This is a genomic window from Hymenobacter profundi, assembly GCF_019334315.1.
Taxonomy (GTDB): Bacteria; Bacteroidota; Bacteroidia; order Cytophagales; family Hymenobacteraceae; genus Hymenobacter; species Hymenobacter profundi.
In genome coordinates this window covers 14,645-39,491 of sequence record NZ_JAHWGL010000025.1, presented here as the reverse complement: position 1 = coordinate 39,491, position 24,847 = coordinate 14,645, and the positions used below count along the sequence as shown (strand labels likewise).

The 24,847-nt window shown below is 57.3% G+C and carries 12 protein-coding genes; 8 read left to right on the top strand and 4 right to left on the bottom strand.

What is annotated here, in order from left to right:
- Positions 1-16: 16 nt before the first annotated feature.
- From KYK14_RS08560 to KYK14_RS08545, 4 genes are all read left to right on the top strand, one after another.
- On the top strand, positions 17-1,303 hold the full coding sequence (locus KYK14_RS08560; protein WP_185280696.1) for a sugar MFS transporter: 1,287 nt from the start codon (positions 17-19) through the stop codon (positions 1,301-1,303).
- Positions 1,304-1,361: 58 nt separating this feature from the next.
- Entirely contained in the window at positions 1,362-4,004 is a 2,643-nt protein-coding gene (locus KYK14_RS08555) for a glycoside hydrolase family 2 protein (RefSeq protein WP_219158472.1), read from the top strand.
- 190 nt (positions 4,005-4,194) lie between these two features.
- The gene (locus KYK14_RS08550) at positions 4,195-6,486 is read left to right on the top strand and encodes a family 20 glycosylhydrolase (RefSeq protein ID WP_219158470.1); all 2,292 of its coding nucleotides are present in this window, start codon (positions 4,195-4,197) and stop codon (positions 6,484-6,486) included.
- A 32-nt stretch (positions 6,487-6,518) separates the two neighbouring features.
- Complete coding sequence (locus KYK14_RS08545; RefSeq protein WP_219158468.1) at positions 6,519-8,840, top strand: GH92 family glycosyl hydrolase; 2,322 nt, start codon at positions 6,519-6,521, stop codon at positions 8,838-8,840.
- A gap of 149 nt (positions 8,841-8,989) precedes the next feature.
- On the opposite strand, the gene KYK14_RS08540 is transcribed toward KYK14_RS08545, so the two are convergent.
- The gene (locus KYK14_RS08540) at positions 8,990-10,054 is read right to left on the bottom strand and encodes a LacI family DNA-binding transcriptional regulator (protein ID WP_219158466.1); all 1,065 of its coding nucleotides are present in this window, start codon (positions 10,052-10,054) and stop codon (positions 8,990-8,992) included.
- 1,145 nt (positions 10,055-11,199) lie between these two features.
- Here KYK14_RS08540 and KYK14_RS08535 point away from each other — a divergent pair.
- From KYK14_RS08535 to KYK14_RS08525, 3 genes are all read left to right on the top strand, one after another.
- Positions 11,200-14,301 (top strand): SusC/RagA family TonB-linked outer membrane protein, encoded by a 3,102-nt coding sequence (locus KYK14_RS08535; protein WP_185280690.1) that lies wholly within the window; start codon positions 11,200-11,202, stop codon positions 14,299-14,301.
- A 9-nt stretch (positions 14,302-14,310) separates the two neighbouring features.
- The gene (locus tag KYK14_RS08530; protein WP_185280689.1) at positions 14,311-15,912 is read left to right on the top strand and encodes a SusD/RagB family nutrient-binding outer membrane lipoprotein; all 1,602 of its coding nucleotides are present in this window, start codon (positions 14,311-14,313) and stop codon (positions 15,910-15,912) included.
- A 108-nt stretch (positions 15,913-16,020) separates the two neighbouring features.
- Positions 16,021-17,133, top strand: coding sequence for a carbohydrate-binding family 9-like protein (locus KYK14_RS08525; protein ID WP_246601749.1), 1,113 nt, complete (start codon positions 16,021-16,023; stop codon positions 17,131-17,133).
- 86 nt (positions 17,134-17,219) lie between these two features.
- On the opposite strand, the gene KYK14_RS08520 is transcribed toward KYK14_RS08525, so the two are convergent.
- From KYK14_RS08520 to KYK14_RS08510, 3 genes are all read right to left on the bottom strand, one after another.
- Positions 17,220-18,554: a vanadium-dependent haloperoxidase gene (locus KYK14_RS08520; RefSeq protein WP_219158464.1), complete on the bottom strand. Its 1,335-nt coding sequence runs from the start codon at positions 18,552-18,554 to the stop codon at positions 17,220-17,222.
- Positions 18,551-21,814: a VCBS repeat-containing protein gene (locus KYK14_RS08515; protein WP_246601748.1), complete on the bottom strand. Its 3,264-nt coding sequence runs from the start codon at positions 21,812-21,814 to the stop codon at positions 18,551-18,553. The genes KYK14_RS08520 and KYK14_RS08515 overlap by 4 nt, the downstream gene beginning before the upstream one ends.
- A 196-nt stretch (positions 21,815-22,010) precedes the next feature.
- On the bottom strand, positions 22,011-22,343 hold the full coding sequence (locus tag KYK14_RS08510; RefSeq protein WP_219158460.1) for a hypothetical protein: 333 nt from the start codon (positions 22,341-22,343) through the stop codon (positions 22,011-22,013).
- A gap of 202 nt (positions 22,344-22,545) precedes the next feature.
- Between KYK14_RS08510 and KYK14_RS08505 the strand changes: the two genes are divergently transcribed.
- Complete coding sequence (locus KYK14_RS08505; RefSeq protein WP_219158458.1) at positions 22,546-24,840, top strand: GH92 family glycosyl hydrolase; 2,295 nt, start codon at positions 22,546-22,548, stop codon at positions 24,838-24,840.
- The last annotated feature ends 7 nt before the right edge of the window (positions 24,841-24,847 follow it).

Below are 24,847 nucleotides of genomic sequence, written 5' to 3'. Positions count from 1 at the left end.
TCTCAAACCCTACACCATGACGAAAGCAGCTACCACGTCTCCGGCGACCGTGCCCACGGCCAACACGCAGCAAACCAGGTCCATTGTCATCATTGGAGCGCTGTTCTTCATTTTCGGCTTCGTGACGTGGCTGAACTCGGTGCTGGTGCCCTACCTGCGGATTGCCTGCGAGCTGAGCAACTTTCAGGCGTACTTAGTCACCTCCGCTTTCTATATTTCCTACCTCGTGATGGCCATACCATCAGCGTGGGTATTGGAAGCCACGGGTTTCAAGAAAGGCATGTCGGTGGGGTTGCTAGTGATGGCCGTGGGGGCACTGGTTTTTATTCCGGCGGCCTACACACGTACCTATGGGCTGTTTTTGCTAGGCCTGTTTATTCTGGGCTCGGGACTAGCATTGCTGCAAACAGCCTCCAACCCTTACATCACTATTCTGGGGCCGCGCGAAAGCGCTGCCAAGCGCATTAGCGTGATGGGCATTTGCAACAAGGTGGCCGGTGCGCTAGCTCCCGTTGCCCTTGGTGCGGTGGTACTAAAAGATGCCGATTCCTTGGTAGCGCGCCTCAAAACGATGAATCTGGCCACCAAAGCCGCCGAGCTTGACGCACTAGCCGCCCGCGTGGTGACCCCCTACCTATTGATAACGGCCGTACTGGTGCTCCTGGCTGTGCTCATCTACTTCTCTTCCCTACCCGAAATCGACACCGACCACGAGGACGAAACCGTAGCGGCTGCCAATACCAACAAAACCAGCGTGTTGCAATTTCCGCACCTGCTACTGGGGGCGCTAGCTATGTTTTTCTACGTGGGCGTGGAGGTTATTGCTGGCGATACCATCATCAGCTATGGTAACGCACAGGGTATTGCGCTGGAAACGGCCAAATTTTTCACCACGTTTACGATGGGTGCCATGATTGTGGGTTACCTCATCGGTATTGTGGCCATTCCGAAGTTCATCTCTCAGGAAAAGGCGCTGCAACTGTTTGCTGTGATAGGAGTGGCGTTTGCTTTGGGGGCGCTGTCTACCAGCGGCATCACGTCGGTACTGTTCATTGCGTTGCTCGGGCTGGCTAACTCGCTCATCTTCCCAGCCATCTGGCCGCTGGCGATTGCGGGCCTGGGCCGCTTCACCAAGATTGGCTCGTCTTTCCTGATTATGGCCATTGCCGGCGGGGCCGTGTTGCCGCCCCTCTACGGTGGTCTGGCCGATGCGTTCAGCCCCCAACAAGCGTACTGGCTGGTGATTCCCTGCTATTTGTTCATTCTCTATTACGGCCTGGCTGGGCACAAAGTCCGCCGGTAAAACCTCACCCCCGGCCCCCGCTTCCGCTTACCAACACCTACGTCTGCATCGTTCTCGCATGTCACCACACAAACTCCTACTCCCGCTTCTCCTGCTTGCTACCCCGCTACTTGCGCAGCAGCGCTACGAGCTGAACACCGGCTGGCAGGCCACGCCCAAAGGTAAAGTGAGCGTAGAAGGAACCGCGCTTTCGCAGCCTACCTACGCCCTGAGCGGGTGGCAGCCCGCCGTGGTGCCCGGCACGGTGCTTACTACCCAGTTGGTTAACGAGCAAGTGCCCGACCCGTTTTACGGGATGAACAACAAGCAGATACCTGATATTTACAAGACAGGTAGGGACTACTACACCTATTGGTTTGCCAAGGATTTCACGGAAAAGGCTAGCGGCGACGAGCAAGTGTGGCTGCACCTGCGCGGCGTGAACTACAGCTGCGACGTGTTTTTGAACGGGCAGAAGCTGAACGCGCAGACCCACCACGGCATGTTTCTGCGCCAGACCTACAACGTAACACCCTACCTGGCCAAGGACGGCAAGAACCGCCTAGCCGTCATCGTGTACCCGCCCGACCCCGTGGGCAACCCCAACGGCGGCCAGGGCGGCGACGGCACCATTGCCCGCAACAACACCACGCAGTACACCGCCGGGTGGGACTGGATTCAGCCCATTCGCGACCGGAATACCGGCATCTGGGACAAGGTAACGATTGAGAAGACCCAGCAGATCAACGTTAAAAATCCGCACATCATCACCCGCGTGCCGGGTAAGCGCAAGCCTACCGGTCTGCAGTCACCAGCCACTGTGCAGGTATCGGCGGAACTGGACAACCCCACGGCCAAAGCCGTGGCAGGCGTGCTGCGCTACACCATTGATGGCCGCACGGCGGAGCAGAAAGTGACCATTCCGGCCCGCACTACCCAGCAGGTGAGCCTGAAGGACCTCAGCCTACCCAACCCCAAGCTATGGTGGCCCAATGGCTACGGTGAACAGCCACTGTACGAATCGAAGCTACAATTCCTGGTGAAGGGCAAAACCGTGTCGGATGAGGAAACGGTGCAGGTGGGTGTGCGCGAGATTCAGCGGGAGTGGAACACCACAACCCAGAGCATGGAGGTGCACCTGAACGGGCAGAAAATCTTCATCAAGGGCGGCAACTGGATTATTTCTGATGCCATGCTGCGCTTCACGGATGCGCGCTACGACGCGGAAATCCGCTTCCACCGCGACATGAACCTGAACCTGATTCGGGTGTGGGGCGGTGCGCTGGTAGAGCGCCCCGAGTTCTACCAGGCCTGCGACAAATACGGCATGCTGGTGATGCAGGACTTCTGGATGTCGGGCGACGCCAACGGCCGCTGGGTGGACCCCATGAAGCTGGAAGACCAGTGGACCCGCCGCAAGTACCCCAACGACCACCAATTGTTCATCAAGTCGGCGGCCGACCAGGTGAAGATGGTGCGCAACCACGCTTCGCTGGCTATCTGGTGCGGCGGCAACGAAATCACTCCGCCCAAGGACATTCTTACTGCCTTGGAGGATTCGGTTTTGCCCAAGTTGGACGGCACGCGCTGGTTTGTGCCCTACTCCAACTCGGATAGCATGTCGTACAACAACCAGGGCGGCAACGGCGACGGGCCTTATGGTATTCAGAACCTGCGCAGCTTCTGGGAGCACCGCACCTACCCCTTCAACTCGGAAGTGGGCTCGGTGGGGGTAGGCGATGAGGAGTCGCTGGCGCGGTTTGTTCCGCCGGCCAACATGGTGCCCCCGCGCTACCTCGGCGCCGATAAAAAGCCCACGGAGGCCGTGGATTCGGTGTGGCAATACCACCTCTACATTGGCTACGAAGACCATCTGCTACCCTACGGCGCGCCCAAAAACGTGCGCGACTTCGGCCTGAAAGCCCAATTGGTAAACTACGACCAGTACCGCGCTCTGATGGAGGGCTTTAGCTCGCACATGTGGGAGTGGTACACGGGCAGCATCATCTGGAAAACCCAAAACCCCTGGACCGCCCTGCGCGGCCAGATGTACGACTACTACCTCGACCCCAACGCCTGCCTCTACGGCCTGCGCTCTGGCAGCGAGCCGCTACACGTGATGTACAACCCCGTGGATAGCGCCGTGGTATTGGTGAACAACACCTTCGAAACCAAGCGCGACCTGATGCTGGTGGTAGACGCCTACGACATGGCCGGTAAGAAAACCAGCCTGACGCAGGTAATCGTGGAAATCAACCCCTCGCAAGCCAAAAAGTACCTACCCATTGCCGGCACGATGCGCAAGCTGGCGAAGGAGAAAGGTACATTCTTGATGCTGCAATTGCAGGATTTGAACAAGCAGCCGGTGAGCCAGAACTTCTACTGGATACCCGATGCCAAAGGACAGTACTCGGGCCTACAAACCATGAATAAGGCGCCTCTAGGCCTCTCGGCCCGCCAGACCGCGCCCGGTAAGGTAGAAGTAACCCTCACGAACCCCGCCAACCAACCCGTGGCCTTCTTCAACCGCGTGTCGCTGGTAAACCAACAGACCCAGAAGCGCGTGCTCCCTACCTTCTACAGCGACAACTACGTGTCGGTGCTGCCGGGGGAACGCAAAACCGTAACGCTGGACTATACGCCCGGCGCGGAAGTCGGCACGCCGGCTGTGTCGGTGGAGGGCTGGAACGTGGCGAAGCAGGTGGTGCCGGTGGCACAGTAGGGGAGACCCTACCCCCCAACCCCCTCCCCTCCGGGAGAGGGGGAGCCGTGACAGGAACTGTTAGCTGATGGCTATTAGCCATTAGCCATTAGCATTATTCAAACTAGAAAGCTGTTAGCCAAATCGTCCGGCTCCCCCTCTCCCGGAGGGGAGGGGGCCGGGGGGGTGGGTGAATCGTTGAACAACACCTATGACTAGATTTCTGTGGTTGCTCTTCCTACTCCTCATCACCGGTACAGCCACTGCCCAAACCGCCCCCGAGCGCTACCCGCTGATTCCCTACCCTGCCTCTTTGACACCGGCAACGGGCACCTTCACCATTACCAAAGCCACCCAACTGGCCCTACCCAAAGAGAGCAAACGTTTCGAAAAGGAAGCCGAGCAACTACAAGCGTTATTGCGCAATGGGGTAGGAGCGCCGCTGAAAACCACAAAGAAACTAGTCGCTAACGGCATTGAGCTACGCTACGATGCCTCGATAATGGCCCCAGAGGGCTACCGCCTGACCATCACACCGCAGCAGATGACGCTGGCGGCCAAGGAGCCAGCGGGTATGTTCCGGGCGGTGCAGACGGTGCGGCAACTGCTGCCGCCTACCATCGAAAAGACCGGAGAAGGCGCTAGCCCCCTTACGCTGCCCGCCGTGCAGATTGAAGACCAGCCGGCCTATGCGTGGCGGGGGATGCACCTGGATGTGTCCCGCCATTTCTTCGATGTCGCCTACCTAAAGAAATACATGGACTTGCTGGCGCTCTACAAGTTCAACAAGCTGCACCTGCACCTCACCGACGACCAGGGCTGGCGCCTGGAAATCAAGAAATACCCCAAGCTGACGGAGGTAGGCGCGTGGCGTACCTTCAACAACCAGGATTCCAGCTGCATCCGTAAGTCGAAGGACAACCCGGATTTTGCCCTGGAACCCAAGTTCCTGCGCCAGCGCAATGGCCAAACGGAGTACGGCGGCTTCTACACCCAGGCCGATATGCGCGGCATCATTGCCTACGCCGCGGCGCGTCATATTGAGGTCATTCCCGAAATCGACATGCCCGGCCACATGATGGCCGCCATCCGGGCCTACCCCTTTCTTACCTGCAACGGCAAAAACGACTGGGGTAAGCTGTTTTCGACCCCCATCTGCCCCTGCAACGAAAGCACCTACGAGTTCGTGGAAAACGTGCTGAAGGAGGTGGCGGCCTTGTTCCCGAGCCCCTACGTGCACATTGGCGCCGACGAGGTAGACAAAGCCAGTTGGAACACGACAGCCTGCACCGAGCTGATGCAGAAGGAAGGCATCAAGGACGTGAACGGCTTGCAGAGCTACTTTGTGCGGCGCGTCGAGCGGTTTTTGCAGAGCAAAGGCAAGAAAATGATTGGCTGGGACGACATGCTGGAAGGCGGCATCGACCCATCGGCCACTGTGATGTACTGGCGCAGCTGGGTGAAGGATGCCCCCGCCAAAGCCATCCGCAACGGCAATACGCTGATTATGACGCCCGTGAGCACGCTCTACTTCGACAACCTCCCGGATAAGAACTCCCTGGGCAAGGTGTACGACTTCGACGTGGTTCCCGCCGGCGTAGATGCTGCCCAGGCCCAAAAGGCCCTTCTGGGTGCCCAGGCCAACCTCTGGACCGAACAAGTGCCCTCCGAAAACCGCGCCGACTACATGGTGATGCCCCGGATGACGGCCCTAGCCGAGGTGGTGTGGACCAACAAAAAACAGTACGCTTCCTACCTCACCCGCCTGCGCCAGCACTACCCCCGCCTGGCCCTGCTGAACGTGCACTACCGCGTGCCCGACCTGGCAGGCTTCTCCGAGGAAAGCGTTTTCACGGACAAAACGTCTTTGCAGGTCGAGAAGCCGCTCGATAATCTGATCATCCGTTACACCACCGATGGTAGCATCCCCACGGACGCTTCGCCTGTGCTGCCGGCTGCCCTACCCATCACCCAGCCCACTACGGTGAAGTTGGTGGCTTTCACGCCGGAGGGGCTGCGGGGCGATACATACGCCATCCGGTACAAGCAGCAAGCCTACGCCGCACCCGTATCGGCAAAGGCGCCGGCGCCGGGCCTTACGGCTACGTACTTCACTGGTTACTTCAAAAAATCGGCGCTGATGCAGCAGGCTAAGGCCAATGGTAGCACCACCGTAACCAGCGTGCAGGTACCCAAGCAGGCAGAGGCCGACCAGTTCGGGGTGCAGTTTCGGGGCTACCTCGACGTACCGGAAACCGGCATCTACACGTTCTACCTCACCTGCGACGACGGCGGCACCCTACGCCTCGCCGACCGCATGGTAGTCGACAACGACGGCCTGCACTCGGCCATTGAGAAAACCGGACAGGTAGCCCTCACGAAAGGGTTGCACCCTATCGCCCTCGATTTTGTAGAAGGTGGAGGCGGCTACACGCTGCTCCTCAAATACAGCAAAGACGGCAGCGAGCCGCAGCAAGTGCCAGCCAATTGGCTGAAGCACTGAAAGCACACGACAATTCTAACCTCTGTAGTTTAATGAAGATACAACCCACCCGCTCTATCTGGTCTATTGTGGCGCTGGCCGGCAGCGTTGCCGTGTTTAACGCATGTTCTGGTACTACCAAGGTAGCCAGCGGATCTACTGCTCCCGCTGCCATTCCGGCCCCCACAGGCCTCACCCGGTTCGTAGACCCCTACATTGGTACGGGCTTCCACGGGCACGTATTCATGGGGGCCAACGTGCCCTTCGGAGCGGTGCAACTGGGGCCGGTGAATATCTCCGAGGGCTGGGATTGGTGCTCGGGCTACCACTATTCCGATTCCACCATCATCGGCTTTTCGCACACCCACCTCAGCGGCACCGGCATCGGCGACCTGGGCGACGTGGCGGTGATGCCCACTACAGGCGAGGTGCAGGTGATGCGCGGCTCAGTGAAAAACAAGAGCCGTAGCTACGTGTCGGCGTTTTCGCACGAGGACGAAACCGCCCGCCCCGGCTATTACGCCGTGCAGCTGAAGCGCTACGGCATCCGGGCCGAGCTGACGGCATCCGAGCGGGTAGGCTTTCATCAGTACACCTTCCCTCAGGCGAAAGATTCGCACCTGATTATTGACTTGCAGCAGGGCATCGGCTGGGACCAGGCCACCGATACGCACCTGGAAAAGCTCAACGACAGCACCCTGGTGGGGTACCGCTTCTCGAAAGGCTGGGCCAAGGATCAGCGCCTGTACTTCGCGGCGGTTCTCTCGAAGCCTATGCGCGAGTTTGCCAGCGTGCAGGTTGTGGATTCGTTGGGCAATACCACGCCGGCCACCAAGGGCACCCGCCTGAAAGGGGTAGTCACATTTGCCACCAAGGCCGGCGAGCAGGTGAAACTGAAGGTAGGGATTTCGCCCGTCAGCACTGAGAATGCGCTGGCCAACATCCGGGCTGAGATTCCGCACTGGAATTTCCAGAAGACCGTGGCCGCTGCCGATGCCGCCTGGAACCAGGAATTGGGCAAGGTGCAGATCAAAACCGAGAACCAAGACCAGCAAAAGGTTTTCTACACGGCGCTTTACCACACCATGATTGCGCCCTCGACCTTCAACGACCACAACGGCGACTACTGGGGCACCGACAAAAAAGTGCATAAAAACGCGTCCTTCACCAACCTTACTACCTTCTCGCTGTGGGATACCTACCGGGCGGCGCACCCGCTGTTTACCATCTTGCAAACCAGCCGGGTAAACGACATGGTGAACACCATGCTGGCCATCTACCAGCAGCAGGGTAAGCTGCCTGTGTGGCACCTGATGGCCAACGAAACCAACACGATGGTAGGCTACAGCGCCGTACCAGTGGTAGTAGACGCCTACCTCAAAGGCTTCGACGGCTTCGACGCCAATCTGGCCTATGAGGCCATCAAAACCACCGCCATGCGCGACGAAAGTGGCCTAAAAGCTGTGAAAGAGCTGGGCTTCATCCCCGCCAACAGCGAGGTAGAGAACGTGTCGAAAGGCTTGGAATACGCTGTGGATGACTGGTGCATTGCCCAGATGGCCAAGAAGATGGGCAAGCAGGAAGACTATGCCTACTTCAGCAAGCGCGCCAAAAACTACCAGAACTACTTCGATAAAAGCGTGGGCTTCATGCGGGGTCGCGTGTCGAAAACGGAGTGGCGCACGCCGTTTAGCCCCTTCCAGTCGGTGCACATGAAGAGCGACTTCACAGAGGGCAACGCCTGGCAATACACCTGGCTGGTACCGCAGGATGTGGAAGGCCTAGTTGGCCTGCTGGGCGGCGAGAAGCGCTTCACGCAGAAGCTCGATTCGCTGTTTACAGTGCAGGGCAACATGGGCGAAGAAGCATCTCCCGATATTTCGGGTCTCATTGGGATGTATGCCCACGGCAACGAGCCCGGCCACCATATCACCTACCTCTACAGCTACGTGGGCCAGCCCTGGAAAACCGCCGAGAAGGTGCGCTATATCATGGACCAGTTCTACACCACCAAGCCCGATGGCATCATCGGCAACGAGGACGTGGGGCAGATGTCGGCATGGTACGTGCTGTCGGCTATGGGCTTCTACCCTCTGAACCCCGCCAACGGCGCCTTCGTGTTTGGCAGCCCTATGGTGCAGCAGGCCACGCTGGCCCTACCCGGCGGCAAGTCGCTTTCCATTGAGGCCAAGAATAATAGCGCTACTAATAAATACATCCAGTCCGTGACCCGCAACGGCCAGCCCTACCCCAAGTCCTACATCACCCACCAGGACCTGATGCAGGGCGGCACATTGGTGCTGGAAATGGGACCTAAGCCTAGCCCTACCTGGGGCGTAGCGCCGGAAAACCGGCCGCGCTCCGTGATGCAGTAAGCCGACCTACCTCACCCTAACTTAGTGCATGCGTCTACACCTCGCGTGCCGTTCGCAAAGCCGGCTGCCTCAGGCAGCCGGTTTTCTTTTTGGGTGGTGTAGTAGGCGATAAACTGCCCGCTCATGCCCATAGCATGGGTAAGGGCCGACTATTTTTCTACGTAGTAGTGTAAATTTTCTTTTGCGATAATATCCAGCGGTAAGTACTTGAAGGGAGACACTTCCTTTTTGAAAACAAGCTGATCGGCTAGGGCATACAAGCCATAATATCCCTGTTCCTTAGGGTTCTGATTGATCAGGAAGTCAATGGTACCTTCCTGCAGATACTGAATGTTTTCTTCCAGCAAATCGTAGCCTACCAAGCGAATACGGTGGGCATAGGGTTGGAGGTAGGGCGCAATAGCATACGCCCTGGATGTACTGACGAAGATGCCCCGCAACTGCTGATCCTGCGCCAACAGCTCGGTGAGTTGGCAGGCAAAGGTAGACTCGGTGGGGTAGGGGAGGTCGATGCTGCGAATGGTGTTGCCGGCTGCCTGCGGGGCGGGCAGTTGGGCAAAGTAGTCGCGGAAGCCTTGTTCTTTCTGCGTTACGTGCACGGAGTTGGCAATGTCCTCGGCAATGTGGGCAATGAGGTAGGTGCCCGGCTGCGCCTGTCCAAACTGAAGCAGCTTGCCAGCCAGAAATCCGCTTTGGTAGGAGTCCTGCCCCACGTAGCTCAGCGGATTGATTTCCGTGATGTAGGTATTGAATAGCACGTACGGAATCTTGGCGTGCTGCCACCGCTCAAAAAACGGCAACGACTCGCGGTAGAACAGCGGCGCAATCACAATGCCATCGGGCTGGGCTTGCGTAGCCAGCTCCATCTGCTCTAGAAAAGACTCTACCCGCGACATATCGTAGGGATACACCGTGAGCACCACGCCGTACTGCTGCAACTCCCGGGCTGCCTTGTTGATGCCCTCCCACGGGGCCTGCCAGTAGGGGTCCAGCGTGTGGCTTGGCTGAATGGCTGCTAGCCGGTACGTGCGGTTGGAGCCCAGCGTACGCGCAATCATGTTGGGCTCGTATTCCAGCTCCTCCATCATCAGCAGCACCTTTTGGCGCACGTCCTCGGCCACCCGGCCGCGGTTATGCAGCACCCGGTCTACCGTGCCCACCGAAACGTTTGCCTTCGCTGCTATATCCTTAATGCGTACCGCATTCTTACCCATAACTATACTTTATATGTAAGTGAAACCTGATGATCTGCATCATGTGAAAAAACGGCTGACAATACGAGCTGATACCGAAGTGGCCATCATGCGTGCCTACAGCTGAAACCAGCGAAGCCAGGTCTGTACGTTTGCCAGAGTGCATGGCCGTAGCCACAAAGCATGCCACCACACGAAGTAGCTGCTGCTAGAAAGGTCGGTTAAATCCAAGCGCCGTTGCAATGCCGCGTTGGTAAATAGTGGGTAACTCTCTACGAAGGGTAGAAAATGCAGCTTAGTATGGCTGGTTCTGCCAAAAATAGGGGGCACTGTTAAGAGCAAAAGGGCTAGATCATGTGCTATTTATCTACCATCAAGCTTCTACAATCGGCTGAGACTCGTAATAGTGCAGATTTACTAGGTTTTGTCCTAAAAACAAGTCTAAAATACAACAATAATACATAGAAGAAATATCTTTTTGCGTGTGCGCACACTTGCTATATTCAGCTCTGCGTGTGCCCACACATTTTTATTTTATATTATTTGCTTTATAATTAAGCGATGATTACGTTTGAGTTAAGCCAACGAATTCAGCTTCTTAAAATGCAGTTCGATATAGCTTGCCGTATTCAGTTGGGAACCTGACTGGTAGCACAACTGCAACAACATCTGTAAACCCTCCAGCTTGTACTGGGTAAGGGAGTTAGATAGGTATGCCGCCAAATTGAAAAAGTTACATTTCAAGGCCGCAGTATGGTAACTCGCGGTATTGTGTGATACAAGTAAAAAATAGCACAGAAAGCGAAACAGTTTTCGCGTGTACGCACACATTTCTTTTCTTTGGTTTTGATTTAGTTGATGTGGTTTAGTATGTTTGAAAGGAACTAAATACTTCCTGTTGGGAAAATCTTATTTCTCAACAGGCTAAAAAGCACCTTTACTAATACGCTTTCCACTCGTTGCTGCTACACTGCCACGAAGTACAACCGATTGTGTAAGGTCCGTCTGCTGCCGTCCTTTCCCGCCCTTTCCACCAATTTTCTTTCGCTGCTATGCTGCGTTACCTGATAAGGTAGGGTAGGAAGCAGCTAGTGCATTTTAGCGGGTCCGATTCGCGGGCTGCTTAACGCAAGTAACTCATCTTCATTCCTCTCACTCCATACACCATGATAAGAAAAACTCTACAATTATTTGTACTGCTCTTGCTGCTGTGTCAGGCCCAGGCCTGGGCACAGGGGACGAAGGTCTCGGGCAAGATAACCGACAACTCCAATGAGCCGCTCATTGGGGTGAGTGTAGTGGTAAGCGGTACCACGCAAGGCGCCACTTCTGATGTAGACGGCAACTACACCGTAACGGCCCCTGACGGCGCCAGCCTGGTGTTCTCCTACATCGGCTACATCAGCCAAACGGTGCCCGTGAATGGCCGTTCGTCCATCAACATCATTCTGGCCAACGACACCAAGCAGCTGGGCGAGGTAGTGGTTACAGCCCTGGGTATCAAGAAAGACGAGCGCAAGCTGGGCTACGCTGTGACGACGGTAGACGGTGAAAAGCTGAACGTGGCCCGCGAAACCAACGTGGCAAACTCCCTACAGGGCCGCGTGGCCGGCCTGAACGTGGGCGGCACCAGCGGTGGCCCCGGCTCCTCAGCCCGCCTCAACATTCGCGGCGTAACGTCCTTCTCGGGTGCTTCGCAGCCGCTGATTGTTATCAACGGTGTGCCTATGGACAACTCTGTGCGCGGTAGCTCCGGTGAGTGGGGCGGCGCCGACCTGGGCGATGGTATCAGCAACATCAACCCCGACGATATTGAGTCGATGACGGTGCTGAAAGGCTCCACGGCTTCGGCTCTGTACGGTGCCCGCGCCGCCAACGGCGTTATTCAGATTGTGACGAAAAGCGGTAACCGTGGCAAAACCACCATCGAGTACAACACCAACCTGCAATTCAGCCAGGCAGTAGACAACACCGACTTCCAGACGGTGTACGGCCAGGGCAGCCAGGGCGTGCGTCCTTCTGACCGGGCCTCGGCCATCAACTCGGGCAACACGGCCTGGGGTGAGCGGCTGGACGGTCAGCCCACCATCGGCATCGACGGTCAGGAGCATCCTTACTCGCTACAGAAGAATAACATCAGAGACTTCTACCGCGTTGCCCCGTCCTGGACCAACACGCTGGCCGTGTCGGGTGGGGGCGAAAAAGGCACCTACCGCCTGTCGGTATCGAACCTGGACGCCAAGTCGATTCTGCGCAACAGCGGCCTGGACCGCCGCACGGTGAACTTCAACACCCAGTACGACCTGACCAAGAAGCTGAGTTTCAACCTGACGGCCAACTACATCGACCAGAAAGACAACAACCGTCCGCAGCTGAGCGACTCGCCGCTGAACGCCAACAACATCACCTTCCTGGCACCCAACATCGACCAGGCTACCCTGCGCCCCGGCTACGACCCCAGTAACAACGGCCTGGAAACAGCCTGGAACAACGATAGCTACGCCTCCAACCCATGGTTTGTGGTGAACCAGTTTAAAAATGACCTCTCGCGCAAGCGTCTGATCAGCGCCCTGTCGGCCCGCTACGCTTTCACCGACTACCTGTTCCTGCAAGGCCGGGTAGGCTACGACTACTCCAGCGACCGGCGCTTCAACGTGACGCCCTACGGCACGCTGTACTCGTCTAACGGTGAGGGCGGACTGGAGAACCTGACCCTGGGCTCGCGCCTGGAACTAAACACGGACGCACTGCTGTCGTTCAGCAAAGACCTGAACCAGGATATTTCCGTGAGTGCCAGCGTAGGCAGCAACTTCCGCCGCAACAACTTTGAAGCTACGCGTTTGTATGGCGGGCAATTCATCGTGCCCTACCTGTACACGCCTTCCAACCTGCGCACTCCTTCGCAGGAGTATCAGTACAGCCTCCTAGAAACGTTCTCGGCCTACTACACCGCAGATGTTACTTATAAGTATCTGACGCTGAGCACGACCGGCCGTTACGACCAGTTCTCTACCCTGCCGCGCAACGACCGTAGCATCTTCACGCCTTCGGTAGCTGCCAGCTTCATCTTCTCGGATCTGCTGCAATCCTCGGTGCTGAGCTACGGTAAGCTGCGTGCTTCCTACGCCGAAACCAGCGGCGAGCCGGCTCAGCCCTACCAGACGGGCTTCTACTACAACATCAACCGCTCCATCAACGGCATTCCGCGCGCCTCGTTTGATTCGCGTCAGCCCAACGCCAACCTGAAACCCTACAGCCTCAACGAGTATGAGGTGGGCACGGAGTTGAAGTTCTTCCAGAATCGCATTGGCTTAGACGTGGCGTACTTCCGCCGCAAAACCGATGGTGAGATTGTAGGCGCCAGCTTGTCACCGGCCACCGGTTTCAATAGCCGATCGGTGAACCTGGGCTCTACCCTGAACCGTGGCGTGGAAGCCGCCCTGACCGTGACGCCGGTGAAAACGGGTGCCTTCACCTGGACGTCGTCGTTCAACATCACCAAGCTGAAAAACGAAGTATTGGACATTGACAACGGTGCCAACAACCCGTTGCAAACGGGTACCTACCGCCCTGGTGCCAACGGTGGTGCCAACATTGCCATTGTGAAGGGGCTGCCGATTGCCCAGATCCGGGCGTACGACTTTATGCGCGATGCCAACGGCAACGTGGTGATTGGAACCGATGGCGTACCAGTACGGGGCGAGTTGAAGCCGATGGGCTCGGGCATTGCTAACCTATTCGGCGGCTGGAACAACGATTTCAACTACCACAACTTCAGCCTGTCGTTCCTGATCGACTACAAGTTCAACAACAAGGTGCTGTCGGCTACGGAATACTACTCCTACACGCGTGGTCTGAACAAAGCCACCTTGGAAGGTCGCGAAACCGGCATTGTAGCAGAAGGGGTGAAAATGAACAGTGACGGAGATGTAACAAATGAAGTCAACGACATTGTGGTGCCGGCTTATGTGTACTACCCCAAGCTGATCAACAACGTGGATGCCCTGGCTGTGCTGGATGGCAGCTTCATCAAGTTCCGTCAGCTCACGCTGGGCTATACCCTCAACCAAGCCGTACTGGCAAAAACACCTTTCCAGGCTGTGACGCTGTCGTTGGTAGGTCGTAACTTGTTCACGATTATGAAGCGCACGGATAACATAGATCCGGAAAATACAATTTCTCCTCTGGTGGCGTACGCTGGGGTAGAAGGCGGTTCCCTGCCATTTGCCCGCACATACGGCTTCACGCTCAACGTAAAATTCAAGTAATACAGGAATATGAAAAAGCCATTCCTATTTATAGCACTCACTGCGGCGCTGTGGAGCAGTTCCTGTTCCGAAGACCGCTTCGACGACGTCAACACCAATCCCAACGCGGCTTCAGCTGAGAACCTCAACCCCAACTACCTACTCACCGACGGCCAGTTGGGCTACGCCAATACGGGCTATGCGCAGTTGCTGTACCAAGCTCCGGCCATTCAGGCGCTGGCCAGCACGTTCAACTACTACGGCAACGGGGATAAGTACGTTAACGCGGGTGGTTTTGGGGGCTATCAGGCCCTGACCTTCAATAACTGCTACACGGCGCTGAGCCGCTTGGAGCAGGCCATTAGGGTAGCTAACACGCAGAGCCCTGAGCGCTTTGCCAACGTCATTGCCATCAGCAATATCATGAAGGTGATGATCTATCAGCGCCTCACTGATACCTACGGGGATATTCCGTATTCGGAAGCGCTGATGGCGCAGGAGGGTATTACGGCCCCCGCTTACGACAAGCAGGAGAACATTTACCCGGCTTTGCTGACGCAGTTGGAAGCAGGCATCAATAGCTTGAACACCACGGCCCCATTGGCTACCGGCGACCTGCTGTACGGCGGTAATGTAGCGCAGTGGAAAAAGCTGGGCTACTCCCTGATGGTGCGCGTGGCCATGCGCATGACCAAGGTGAACCCTACCCTGGCAAAAACCTGGACCGAGAAAGCCGTGGCGGGCGGCACCATGACGGCTACTAGCGACAACGCCATTGCCCAAACCGACGCCTCGCAGGGCGACATCCAGAATGCGACGTCGGGCGCCCTGCTCACGACCGATGACTTCCGGGAAGTGAAGTGGAGCAAGACGCTGATTGACTACCTGCGCACCAATGATGACCCACGCCTGGGCGCTATTGCCGAGATTCCGCAGGCGGGTGCTACCAACAACGCTAACCAGGGCCTGACTGGCAACACCGACCCAGCTGTGCAGCGTGGTCTGCCGAATGGCTACGACCTGGCTGGTGGAGATTTTGATATTCGGAAGCGTGCCGACTATCCGGGGCCTACGGGCGCCGCTGGCAATATTGCGCCGCTGGGCAACTACTCCCGCCCTCGCGTGAACGTGTACATCAAGCGCAACGCTCCTAACTTCCTGCTGACCTACGCCGAAACGGAGTTCCTGCTGGCCGAAGCCGCTACCCGCGGCTGGAGCGTGGGCGCTACGGCTGCTACCCACTACGCCAACGGCCTGCGCAGCGCCATGGAATCTCTGACGCAGATGGACGCGGCGGCTACCATTCCGGCCGCTACCATCACCGCCTATGTAGCTGCTCACCCGCTGACCACAACATCGGCAACGGACGCCTACCAGCAGATCAACAACCAGTACTGGCTGGAAACGTCCACTACCTTCAACTTTATTGAAGGCTGGTTTAACTGGCGTCGTTCGGGCTATCCCATGCTGACGCCCGTGAACTACCCCGGCAACGTGACCAACGGAACCATTCCGCGTCGTCTGCCATATCCGGCCGCTGAAATCTCTAACAATCCCGCCGGGTACCGGTCTGGGGTAGCCAGCCTGAACGGCGGCGACCTGCTGACCTCGCGGGTATGGTGGGATAAGTAATAGTGTATTTTTTGCACAGGTAAAAGAGAGGCTTTATCCCGGACGATGGGGTAAAGCCTCTCTTTTTATAGAACACGGTAAATCAGTTTCTTCGGAAGAATCATACGCATGCAGCATCTTTTCAATTTCAAAACTCTCGCAACCATAACGCTCCTGCTCGGCGGGGTAGGGCTATCGGCTTCGGCACAGGACCAAAAGGTATTTCAGGGGATGGAGCACCTCTTTACCCTGCCCAAAGGCTACGTAGTGCAGCACACTGCGCAGCCCCTAACCATGGACGGTAACCTACGGGAAAGCGCCTGGCAGCAAGCTCCCTGGACCTCTGATTTCGTGGATATTGAAGGCGCCGCCAAGCCGCTGCCCACCTACCAAACGCGGGTGAAGATGCTGTGGAACGACTCCACCTTGTTCATTGCCGCTACCTTGCAGGAGCCGCACATCTGGGCCTACCAAACCCACCACGACGACATCATCTACAAGGACAACGACTTCGAGGTGTTCATCGACCCCGACGACAATACGCACCAGTATTTCGAGGTGGAGGTGAATGCCCTTAATAAGATTTTCGACCTGTTCCTACCCAAACCCTACCGCAACCACGGCGACGCCCTCATCAGCTGGGACGTGGCCGGCCTACGCTCTGGCGTAAGCATCAACGGCACGCTCAACCAACCCAAGGACCAGGATAAAAGATGGACCGTGGAAATGGCTATTCCGCTGAAGGCGGTGCGGATGGGCTTCCCGTTCAACGCCCCCACGGAGGGCACCTTGTGGCGTATCAACTTCTCCAGGGTGGAGTGGGACACGCGGGCGGCCAACGGCAACTACGTGAAGCAGCAAGACAACTCCGGCAAAGACCTGTCTGAGCACAACTGGGTATGGTCGCCACAGGGCGTGATTAACATGCACTACCCCGAGCGGTGGGGGTATTTGCAGTTCACACGCCAAGCCAAAGCACCCGCCTTTGTGCTACCCACCGCTGAGCTGCGCCGCCGCTACCTGTGGCTGGTGTATTACCGCCAGCAAGCGTATCGCGAAAAAAACGGCCGCTACGCCGCCTCGCTAGCCGAGCTGAACATCGCGCCCCATGTAGATGTGGCCGGGAAGTCCAATCAGTTGCAGCTATCGGCCACGCCCGAGCAGTTCACGGCTACTCTCGCGGCGCCGGGCGCTGCTACCCTACGCATCAATGATGAGGGGTTGGTAGAAACGCTCCATTAGGCTATTAGCTACTAGCTGATGGCTGATAGCTTTTCATTGAACAAGAGCTATCAGCCATCAGCTAGTAGCTAACAGCCTAATGGAATCTACCTACTCGCCAGCGGCTTCACGCCGGCGTTGCGGAGCTTGGTTACCAGGTAACGGCCTATTTGCCTGCCCTGCTCGTTGCCGTTGTTGACGCTCTCCATGTAGTGAATGCCGCCGTAGAAGCGCGACACGGAAGCTTCGCCGGCGGCCTGCCGGAACGAGGTGAAGGCCCGCTCGCCGCTGCCGAAGGGAATTTCGGTGTTGTCGAGGTATGCAATGTTGTCACCGAGCAGGTAGGTGAGCATTTCGGCCACGGCGTTGGACACGACGGCGTGGCCGCTGGTGTACTCCGGGAAAGGCGGCGTTTGCAGAATCGGCTGCCACTTCACGTCGATGAAGCGGTTGATGTAGGTTTCGGGACGGATGCGGTTGGTGGCGTACTTGGCTTCCCAGCAGCTGATAAAGGCGTCCATCAGCGTTACGCCCTCCATGGCCAGTACTAGCACCGTGCGGTCGAAGCCTACCTTTTGCTGCTGCGCCACCAGAGCCCCAATGTTCATCCAGTGTCCGCCGGGACTGATCTTTTTGAAGCCGATGGCCATGTGCCCTGCGGTATTGACCGCAAACGGGTTGCAGTCCCAGAACTGGGCAATTTGTAGCTGCTCGTCGGTGAGGTGCTTCGAGACGTTGTATACGGCCAGCACCTGCTTATGAAAGGCCGAAGCCGTGTCCTTGCTGAACGGCACCATCGGGGCCGGGCGGAACTGCGCGGCCGAGTCTATCATCAGCGGCCGAATCGTTTTCCAGTTGGGCTCCACCGCTTCCATGTAAGCAGGTGGGGTAGGGTACCAGGCGCCTTCCGCCTTCACGGGAGTGTAGCGCTTCAGGGCGCTCAGACGATTATAACGATCGTTTTTGGAGAAGGCAACAGCCGCTTTTGCCGCCAGCTTCCCTACCCGCACCGACTGCGCCAGCACGGCCGGCTTCACGCCTTGTTTTTCCAGGCCGCGCACAAACTCCTCTTCCTCTGCGGCCAGATTTTCGCCGGAAGGAAGCAGCAAGCGCGCCGCTTCCAGCATGCTGTAATAGGCCGCTATCTGGTAGTCGTATTTGCCCTTCACCGTATCCAGCCGCAGGTCGGTGGTGTAGCCCGTGATAAAGCGGGTAGGGGCGGGCAGGCTCTTGTTGTGGGCTGATACAATGGCATAAGCGCCCAGCGTGGTGTACGCGTAGTAGCGCGCTGCCACTGGAGGGGCCACTACATCGTGCACCAGCGTCATGTTGATGGCATCCAGGGCCTTGCCGGGGTTCAGGGGGGTAGGAGGCGCGGTAGCGTAGACCGATGCGTGGCCGCCCAGCACCAAGCTCATCAGGAAGAGAACCTGCTTTTTCATTTTTGCTTCTTGTAAAACTGTACGGCGCCGTTGCTCACGCCCACCACCAGGTAGGGCTGCTTATTCACCGTTATTTCACTCACTGATTTCACGTCGCCCAGCACGCACAGGCCGGCTTGGGGCTGGGTTACGTACCGGAACCCCCCTTTGCCATTGCCTTGCAGCAGGCAGCCATAGTTGGCATCCAAGCTGCCTAGCTTCAGGCGGTTGTCGGAGTGGTTGCCCAGCAGGAGCAAGTCGGGGTGGCCGTCGTGGTTGTAGTCGCCGCTGGCAATGTGGGTCACGGCCGAGAACTGCGCCTCGGTGGGTAGGGGGGCGGCTGCAAATTTACCGTTTTGGTTGAGGTAGAGCATGGTGCGCATCTCGTTGGCCTCCAACTTCTTCGCCTTACTAAGATCCTCAGCCGGAAAAATGTCCTGCATGGTCGCATCAGCGTAGGCCTTGTAGGAGGTGAAGCGGCGGCGCATCGGGTAGATTTCATCGTTTAGCTCGTCGCGACTCACAAAGGGGTAGCTTTTGCCGTCGAGGTAGAAGTTGAAGAAGGGGTCGATGGAGCCATTGTTGTCGAAATCAGCATAGTACAACTCGGCTGGCTGCTGAGCTGTGGCGCGTATCTGCGTGTTCAGCCCCAGGTTGCCGGCCACAATGTCGGGCTGACCATCCTGGTTCACGTCGGCCACGTGCAGGCTGAACCAGAAACCCTGCTGCGGGGTAGCAAAGTAGTCGGCTGTCTGGTCCTGGAAGCCCTGCGGCGTGTTGATCCAGACGGTGAGGGGCATCATCTCGCCGCACAGCACCAAGTCGGGGCGCTTGTCCTTGTTCAGGTCCACCCACTGCGCATCCGTCACCATGCCGGCGCGGGCAAACGGCGCGTCGGCCACGGCCGCAAACTTGCCTTTGCCGTCGTTCAGCAGCAGGTAGCTGGGCGGCGCCAGTGGGTAATGGCCGGGTATTACCCTACCCCCCACAAACAAATCCAGGTCGCCGTCGCCGTCTACATCGGCGGCGCGCACGCAGCCTTTGCTGCTACCGTGCAGCGAGGGTAGGGCGTTGGGAGCCAGCACCAAGCGGCCTTTGCCATCGTTCAGGTACAGCTCGTCCTGCAAATCGGGAGTGTTGGCTTCATACAAGGCATAGCCGCCTTTGGCTAAGTAAAGGTCAGGGTAGGAGTCACCGTTGGCATCTAGGAAGGTAGCCGCAGCCACGGTGCCCGCGGCCGGACTAGCACCACCCGCCAGCGCCTGTTCCTGGAAGGTGCCGCCCGGCTGCTGCACGTACACGCGGCCCAGCTCGCCGGGTGCACCGCTCACAAACAGGTCGTCGAGGCCGTCCTTGTTCACATCGGCCTGTGTGAGCACTGGGGCCGTTTTGGAGTACATAAATAGCATCAACAACTGGCGCTTGAAGTCGTTAAGGGCTACCTCCTCGGGCTGAAACGCAAACAGCGGCGTGGCCGGCTGAAACAAGGTTTTGGGGGTAGGGGCCGAGCGAGCCGCCAGGTTTTTGCCGGCAGCCGGCGCGGTCAGTTTCAGCAATTGGTTGGCCTTTACTTTGGTCAGCAACTGCCGGGTCTGGTTGGGCCACACAATTCGCACCGAATCCACTACCGAGCTGCTACCCAACCCGAAATGCAGGGTGGTAGGCACGCAGGAGAGGTAGCCGCGGTTGGGGTTCACCTCCTGGTACTGCGCATTGCCAGCGGCGTACACATACACTTTCGCGCCCACGGCCTGGGTATTTTGGCCTGCGCCCGTGAGCTTGAACGCCAGGTAGGCCGTGTGCTGATCCTCCACGCTTCGGTTGCGGTAGATACTGGCCGGCTGATTTATCGTGTTCACAATCAGCTCCAAATCCCCGTCATTGTCGAGGTCGGCATACACGGCGCCGTTCGACATGTTGGTTTGGTTGAGGCCCCAGTCGGTTTGCTTGTTGGTGAACGTCAAGTCGTGGTTGTTGCGGAAGATGTAATCGGGCACGGCCGTGGAGGGCATGGCAGTCACGAGGTCCATGAGTAGGAATGGCTCCCGCGCCATGGCCTTCTTGATCTTATAATCGCCCCAATAGCGCAAAAAATCCTTGTTGGTGTAGTCGCGCAGATAGCCGTTGCTGATGAAGATATCCTTGTAGCCGTCGTTGTCAAAATCGGCCAGCAGGGGGCACCAGCTCCAGTCGGTGTTCGACACACCGGCCAGTTGCCCAATCTCGCTGAACGTGCCGTCGCCGTTGTTGAGGTGCAGCATGTTGCGCATGTACTGGTGGTACAAATCCTGTTGCAGCATCAACGCAAACGACTCGTAGTTCTCCTGCAACTGCAAGGATTTCTGCCGGTGGTTGTCGGCCGGCATCATATCCAAGGTCAGGATGTCGGGGCGGGCGTCGTTGTTGAAATCGGCAATGTCCACACCCATCGAGAAGTGGGAGTGATGGCGCAGCACCTGCTTTGACTGGTCGGTGAACGTGCCGTCGTGGTTGTTGTGGTAGAGGTAGTCGGGCTCGTTGTAGTCGTTGGTGACGTATACATCCGCCCAACCGTCTTTATCAATATCGGCCACGGCAATACCCAGCCCAAACGTGAGCGGGTTTTGCACGATGCCCGCGGCTTTGGATACGTCGGTGAAATGGCCCTTATCGTTGCGAAACAGCTTGTTGCTCGACAGCACGTCGGCCTGCCCTTTTAGGCTGGCAAAGGCCATGTTGTCGATTTTCTTGATGCTGTGGTTGAGCAGAAACATGTCCAGGTCGCCGTCGTTGTCGAAGTCGAAAAAGGCGGCCTGGGTGCTGTAGCTGGGGTCGTCGAGGCCGTAGGCCTGGGCTTCCTCCTTGAAGGTAGCGTTGCCCCGATTGATGAACAGCTGGTTGCGGCGCGTGGCTTCGTCCTTCTTGCCCGAGTAGCAGATATAAAGGTCCAGCAGACCGTCGCCGTTTACATCGGCCATGGTCACGCCGGTTTTCCAGCTGTCTTTGCGGCCTTCCAGCAGCGGGGAGGCCTGGCGGGTGATATCCTTGAACTTGAAATTGCCCTGGTTGAGGTAGAGCCGGTTGGGCCGCATGTTGCCGGTGAACAGCAAATCGGGTAGGCCGTCGTTGTTGATGTCGCCCACGGCCACGCCGCCGCCGTTGTAGAAATACTCATACGACAGCACGTTCAGCGCCTCGGTTTCGCTGACGTCGTTTTGGAAGGTAATGCCGGTTTCCTTTGGGCTGAGTAAGCTGAACAGTGACTGCTGGGCGTTGGCAGGAGAAACAATACTTAAAAGCAACAATAGTACAGTCGTACAAGTGGTGCTAGTAAAGCAGTTACACATGGTGCGAAGAAATAGGAGGCAGGACGTAGCAATCGACTAAGTTAAGATACAGTTGTGATAATTAGATGTTTTTTTAGCTTAAATAGTAAAAAAGAAAGGCTAGTGTGCATCGTAGATGCACGCTAGCCCAGTAGTGCAACCAACTGAACTGTTACTTCGGCTTAACTTTTTGTAGACGCTCCTTAGGCAGTGGCGCAATAAGACCCTTGGCGGCGGAAGTAGAAGGGCGTGCACGGGGAAGAGCGTCTTTTGTTGAGTCTGGAACCAGAATGCGCAACGCGTGAGGTTTGCTTTGATAAACGCCCGGCGTAGGCAATTTATCGGCACGTTGATGTGTGGTACGCTCTGGTGGAGTGACAGTTTGTACTGAAACAATCGTTTCAGCAGGACCTTTGTCAGCGGGCTTCGCTTTATCAACGTTCCGAGACTGCGCCCATAAAGTGCAAGGCGCTAAACACGTGAATAGGAGGAGAATAGCATTCATAAAGCGCTAGGGTTAGTCAGTGATAGCTCTAACTTATAGAAAATAATAAAAACGTGGTTGTTTAAATGATTGATATTCAACAAAATAATACATTTCATGTTGATTTATACCGTAAACGAGCACTAATAGAATAGCGCGGGAAAGGTCGTTCTCGCGTCCTTTTCTCCTAACTTCCCAGCTTCAACGCCCCTACCTGAAGCTGATGAAACGCCTGACCCTCACGACTCTTCTTCTCGCTGCCCTACCTTCTTTCGCTCAGAAAGCCTCTACCGAAAACCTCGTGCAATACGCCCACCCGCTGGTGGGCACGGCCAAGATGGGGCACACCTACCCCGGCGCCACGGTGCCCTTCGGCATGGTGCAGCTCTCGCCCGATACGGATACCATTCCCTATGAGCTGAACGGCAAGTACAACCCCAAGGTATACGAGTATTGCGCTGGGTATCAATACGCTGATAAAAGCATTGTCGGTTTCTCGCACACCCACTTCAGCGGTACGGGCCATTCTGATCTGGGCGATTTTCAGGTGATGCCTACCACCGGTCCGCTCCAGCTCAACCCCGGCACCGCCGACCAGCCGGAGAAGGGTTTCCGGTCCCGGTTTTCGCACCAGAACGAGGTAGCCGAGCCCGCCTACTACCGCGTGAAGCTCGACGACCACAACATCCTGGCCGAGCTAACCGCCTCCAACCGGGTAGGGATGCACCAGTACACCTTCCCGCAGTCCGATCAGGCGCACATCATCCTCGACCTCACGGCTGGCATCTACAACTACCCCGATAAGAACGTTTGGACCTTTGTGCGGGTCGAAAACGACTCGCTCATAACCGGTTACCGCCAAACCAACGGCTGGGCGCGCACCCGCGTGGAGTACTTTGCCATGGCGTTTTCGAAGCCGTTTGCGAGCTACGGCAGCCGCAACTACTCCAAGAAACAGGTGTACCGCGGCTTCTGGGGCCGCTTCGACCAGGCCCACAACTTTCCTGAATTGGCCGGTGAACAGTTGCGCCTGTACTTCGATTTCAAGACGACGGCCAACGAAAAAATCAAAGTGAAAATGGCCTTGTCGGGCGTGAGCACCGAGGGGGCGCTGCGCAACCTGCGGGCCGAAATACCCGGCTGGGACTTTGAGGCGGTGAAACGACAGGGGCAGGCACAGTGGCAGGAGCAGCTGGGCAAGGTGGCCATTGAGTCGCCCAAAAAGATAGACAAGGAGAACTTCTACACGGCCATGTACCACGCCGCCCTCAGCCCGACCACCTACATGGACGTAGACGGCCAGTACCGCGGCCTCGATCAGAACATTCACCAGGCCAAGGGTTTCACCAACTACACTACCTTCTCACTCTGGGACACCTACCGCGCCCTGCACCCGCTCTTTAACCTGCTGGAACCCAAGCGCAACGCCGATATGGTGCAGTCGATGCTTAGCCACTACGACCAGAGCACCCTGCACATGCTGCCCATCTGGAGCCACTACGCCAACGAAAACTGGTGCATGATTGGCTACCACTCGGTGCCCGTCATTGCCGACGCCGTGCTGAAAGGCGTGGTGCCCGCCGACCAGGCCCAGCGCGCCCTCGACGCCTGCGTGACCACCGCCCACCAAAAGCGCTACGATGGCATTGGCTACTACGAGCAACTAGGCTACGTGCCCGAAGACAAAAGCGGCGCTTCTGTCTCGAAAACACTGGAATACGCCTTCGATGACTGGTGCATTGCGCAGCTAGCTAAGAAGTTAGGTAACAAGGAAGTAGAAGCCGAGTTCAGCAAGCGCGCCCAGAACTGGCAGAACGTCTACGACTCGCGCATTGGCTTCATGCGCCCTCGCCTCGCCGACGGCAGCTTCCGTCAGCGCTTCGACGTGCTGAGCACCAACGACCAGGGCTTCATCGAGGGTAACGCTTGGAACTATAGCCTCTACGTGCCGCAAGACCCGGCTGCGCTCATCGCCAAAATGGGCGGCGAAAAGAAGTTCATCCCCCACCTGGATTCGCTGTTTACCATGCACCTGCCCGACGAGTTTTTCGCCGAAACCGAGGATATCACCCGCGACGGCATCATCGGCAACTACGTGCATGGCAACGAGCCCGCCCACCACGCCGCCTACCTCTACAACTGGACCAGCCAGCCCTACAAAACCCAGGCCCGCGTGCGCATGATCCTGCCCAAAATGTACCGCCCTACCCCCGATGGCCTCGGCGGCAACGACGACTGCGGCCAGATGTCGGCCTGGTACATCTTCTCGTCGCTGGGCTTCTACCCCGTGGCACCCGGCTCGCCGGAGTACGCCCTGGGCAGCCCGGCAGTGTACGGCGCCACCATCAACCTGGAAAACGGCAAAACCTTCCGCATCAAAGTCAAAAACCAGAGTGATAAGAACGTGTACGTGAAGGAAGCCCGTCTAAACGGTCAGAAGCTCACGCGGCCGTTCCTGGCGTATGCGGATGTGGTGAAGGGTGGGGAGTTGGTGTTTACGATGGCGGGGAAGCCGTGAAATAGAA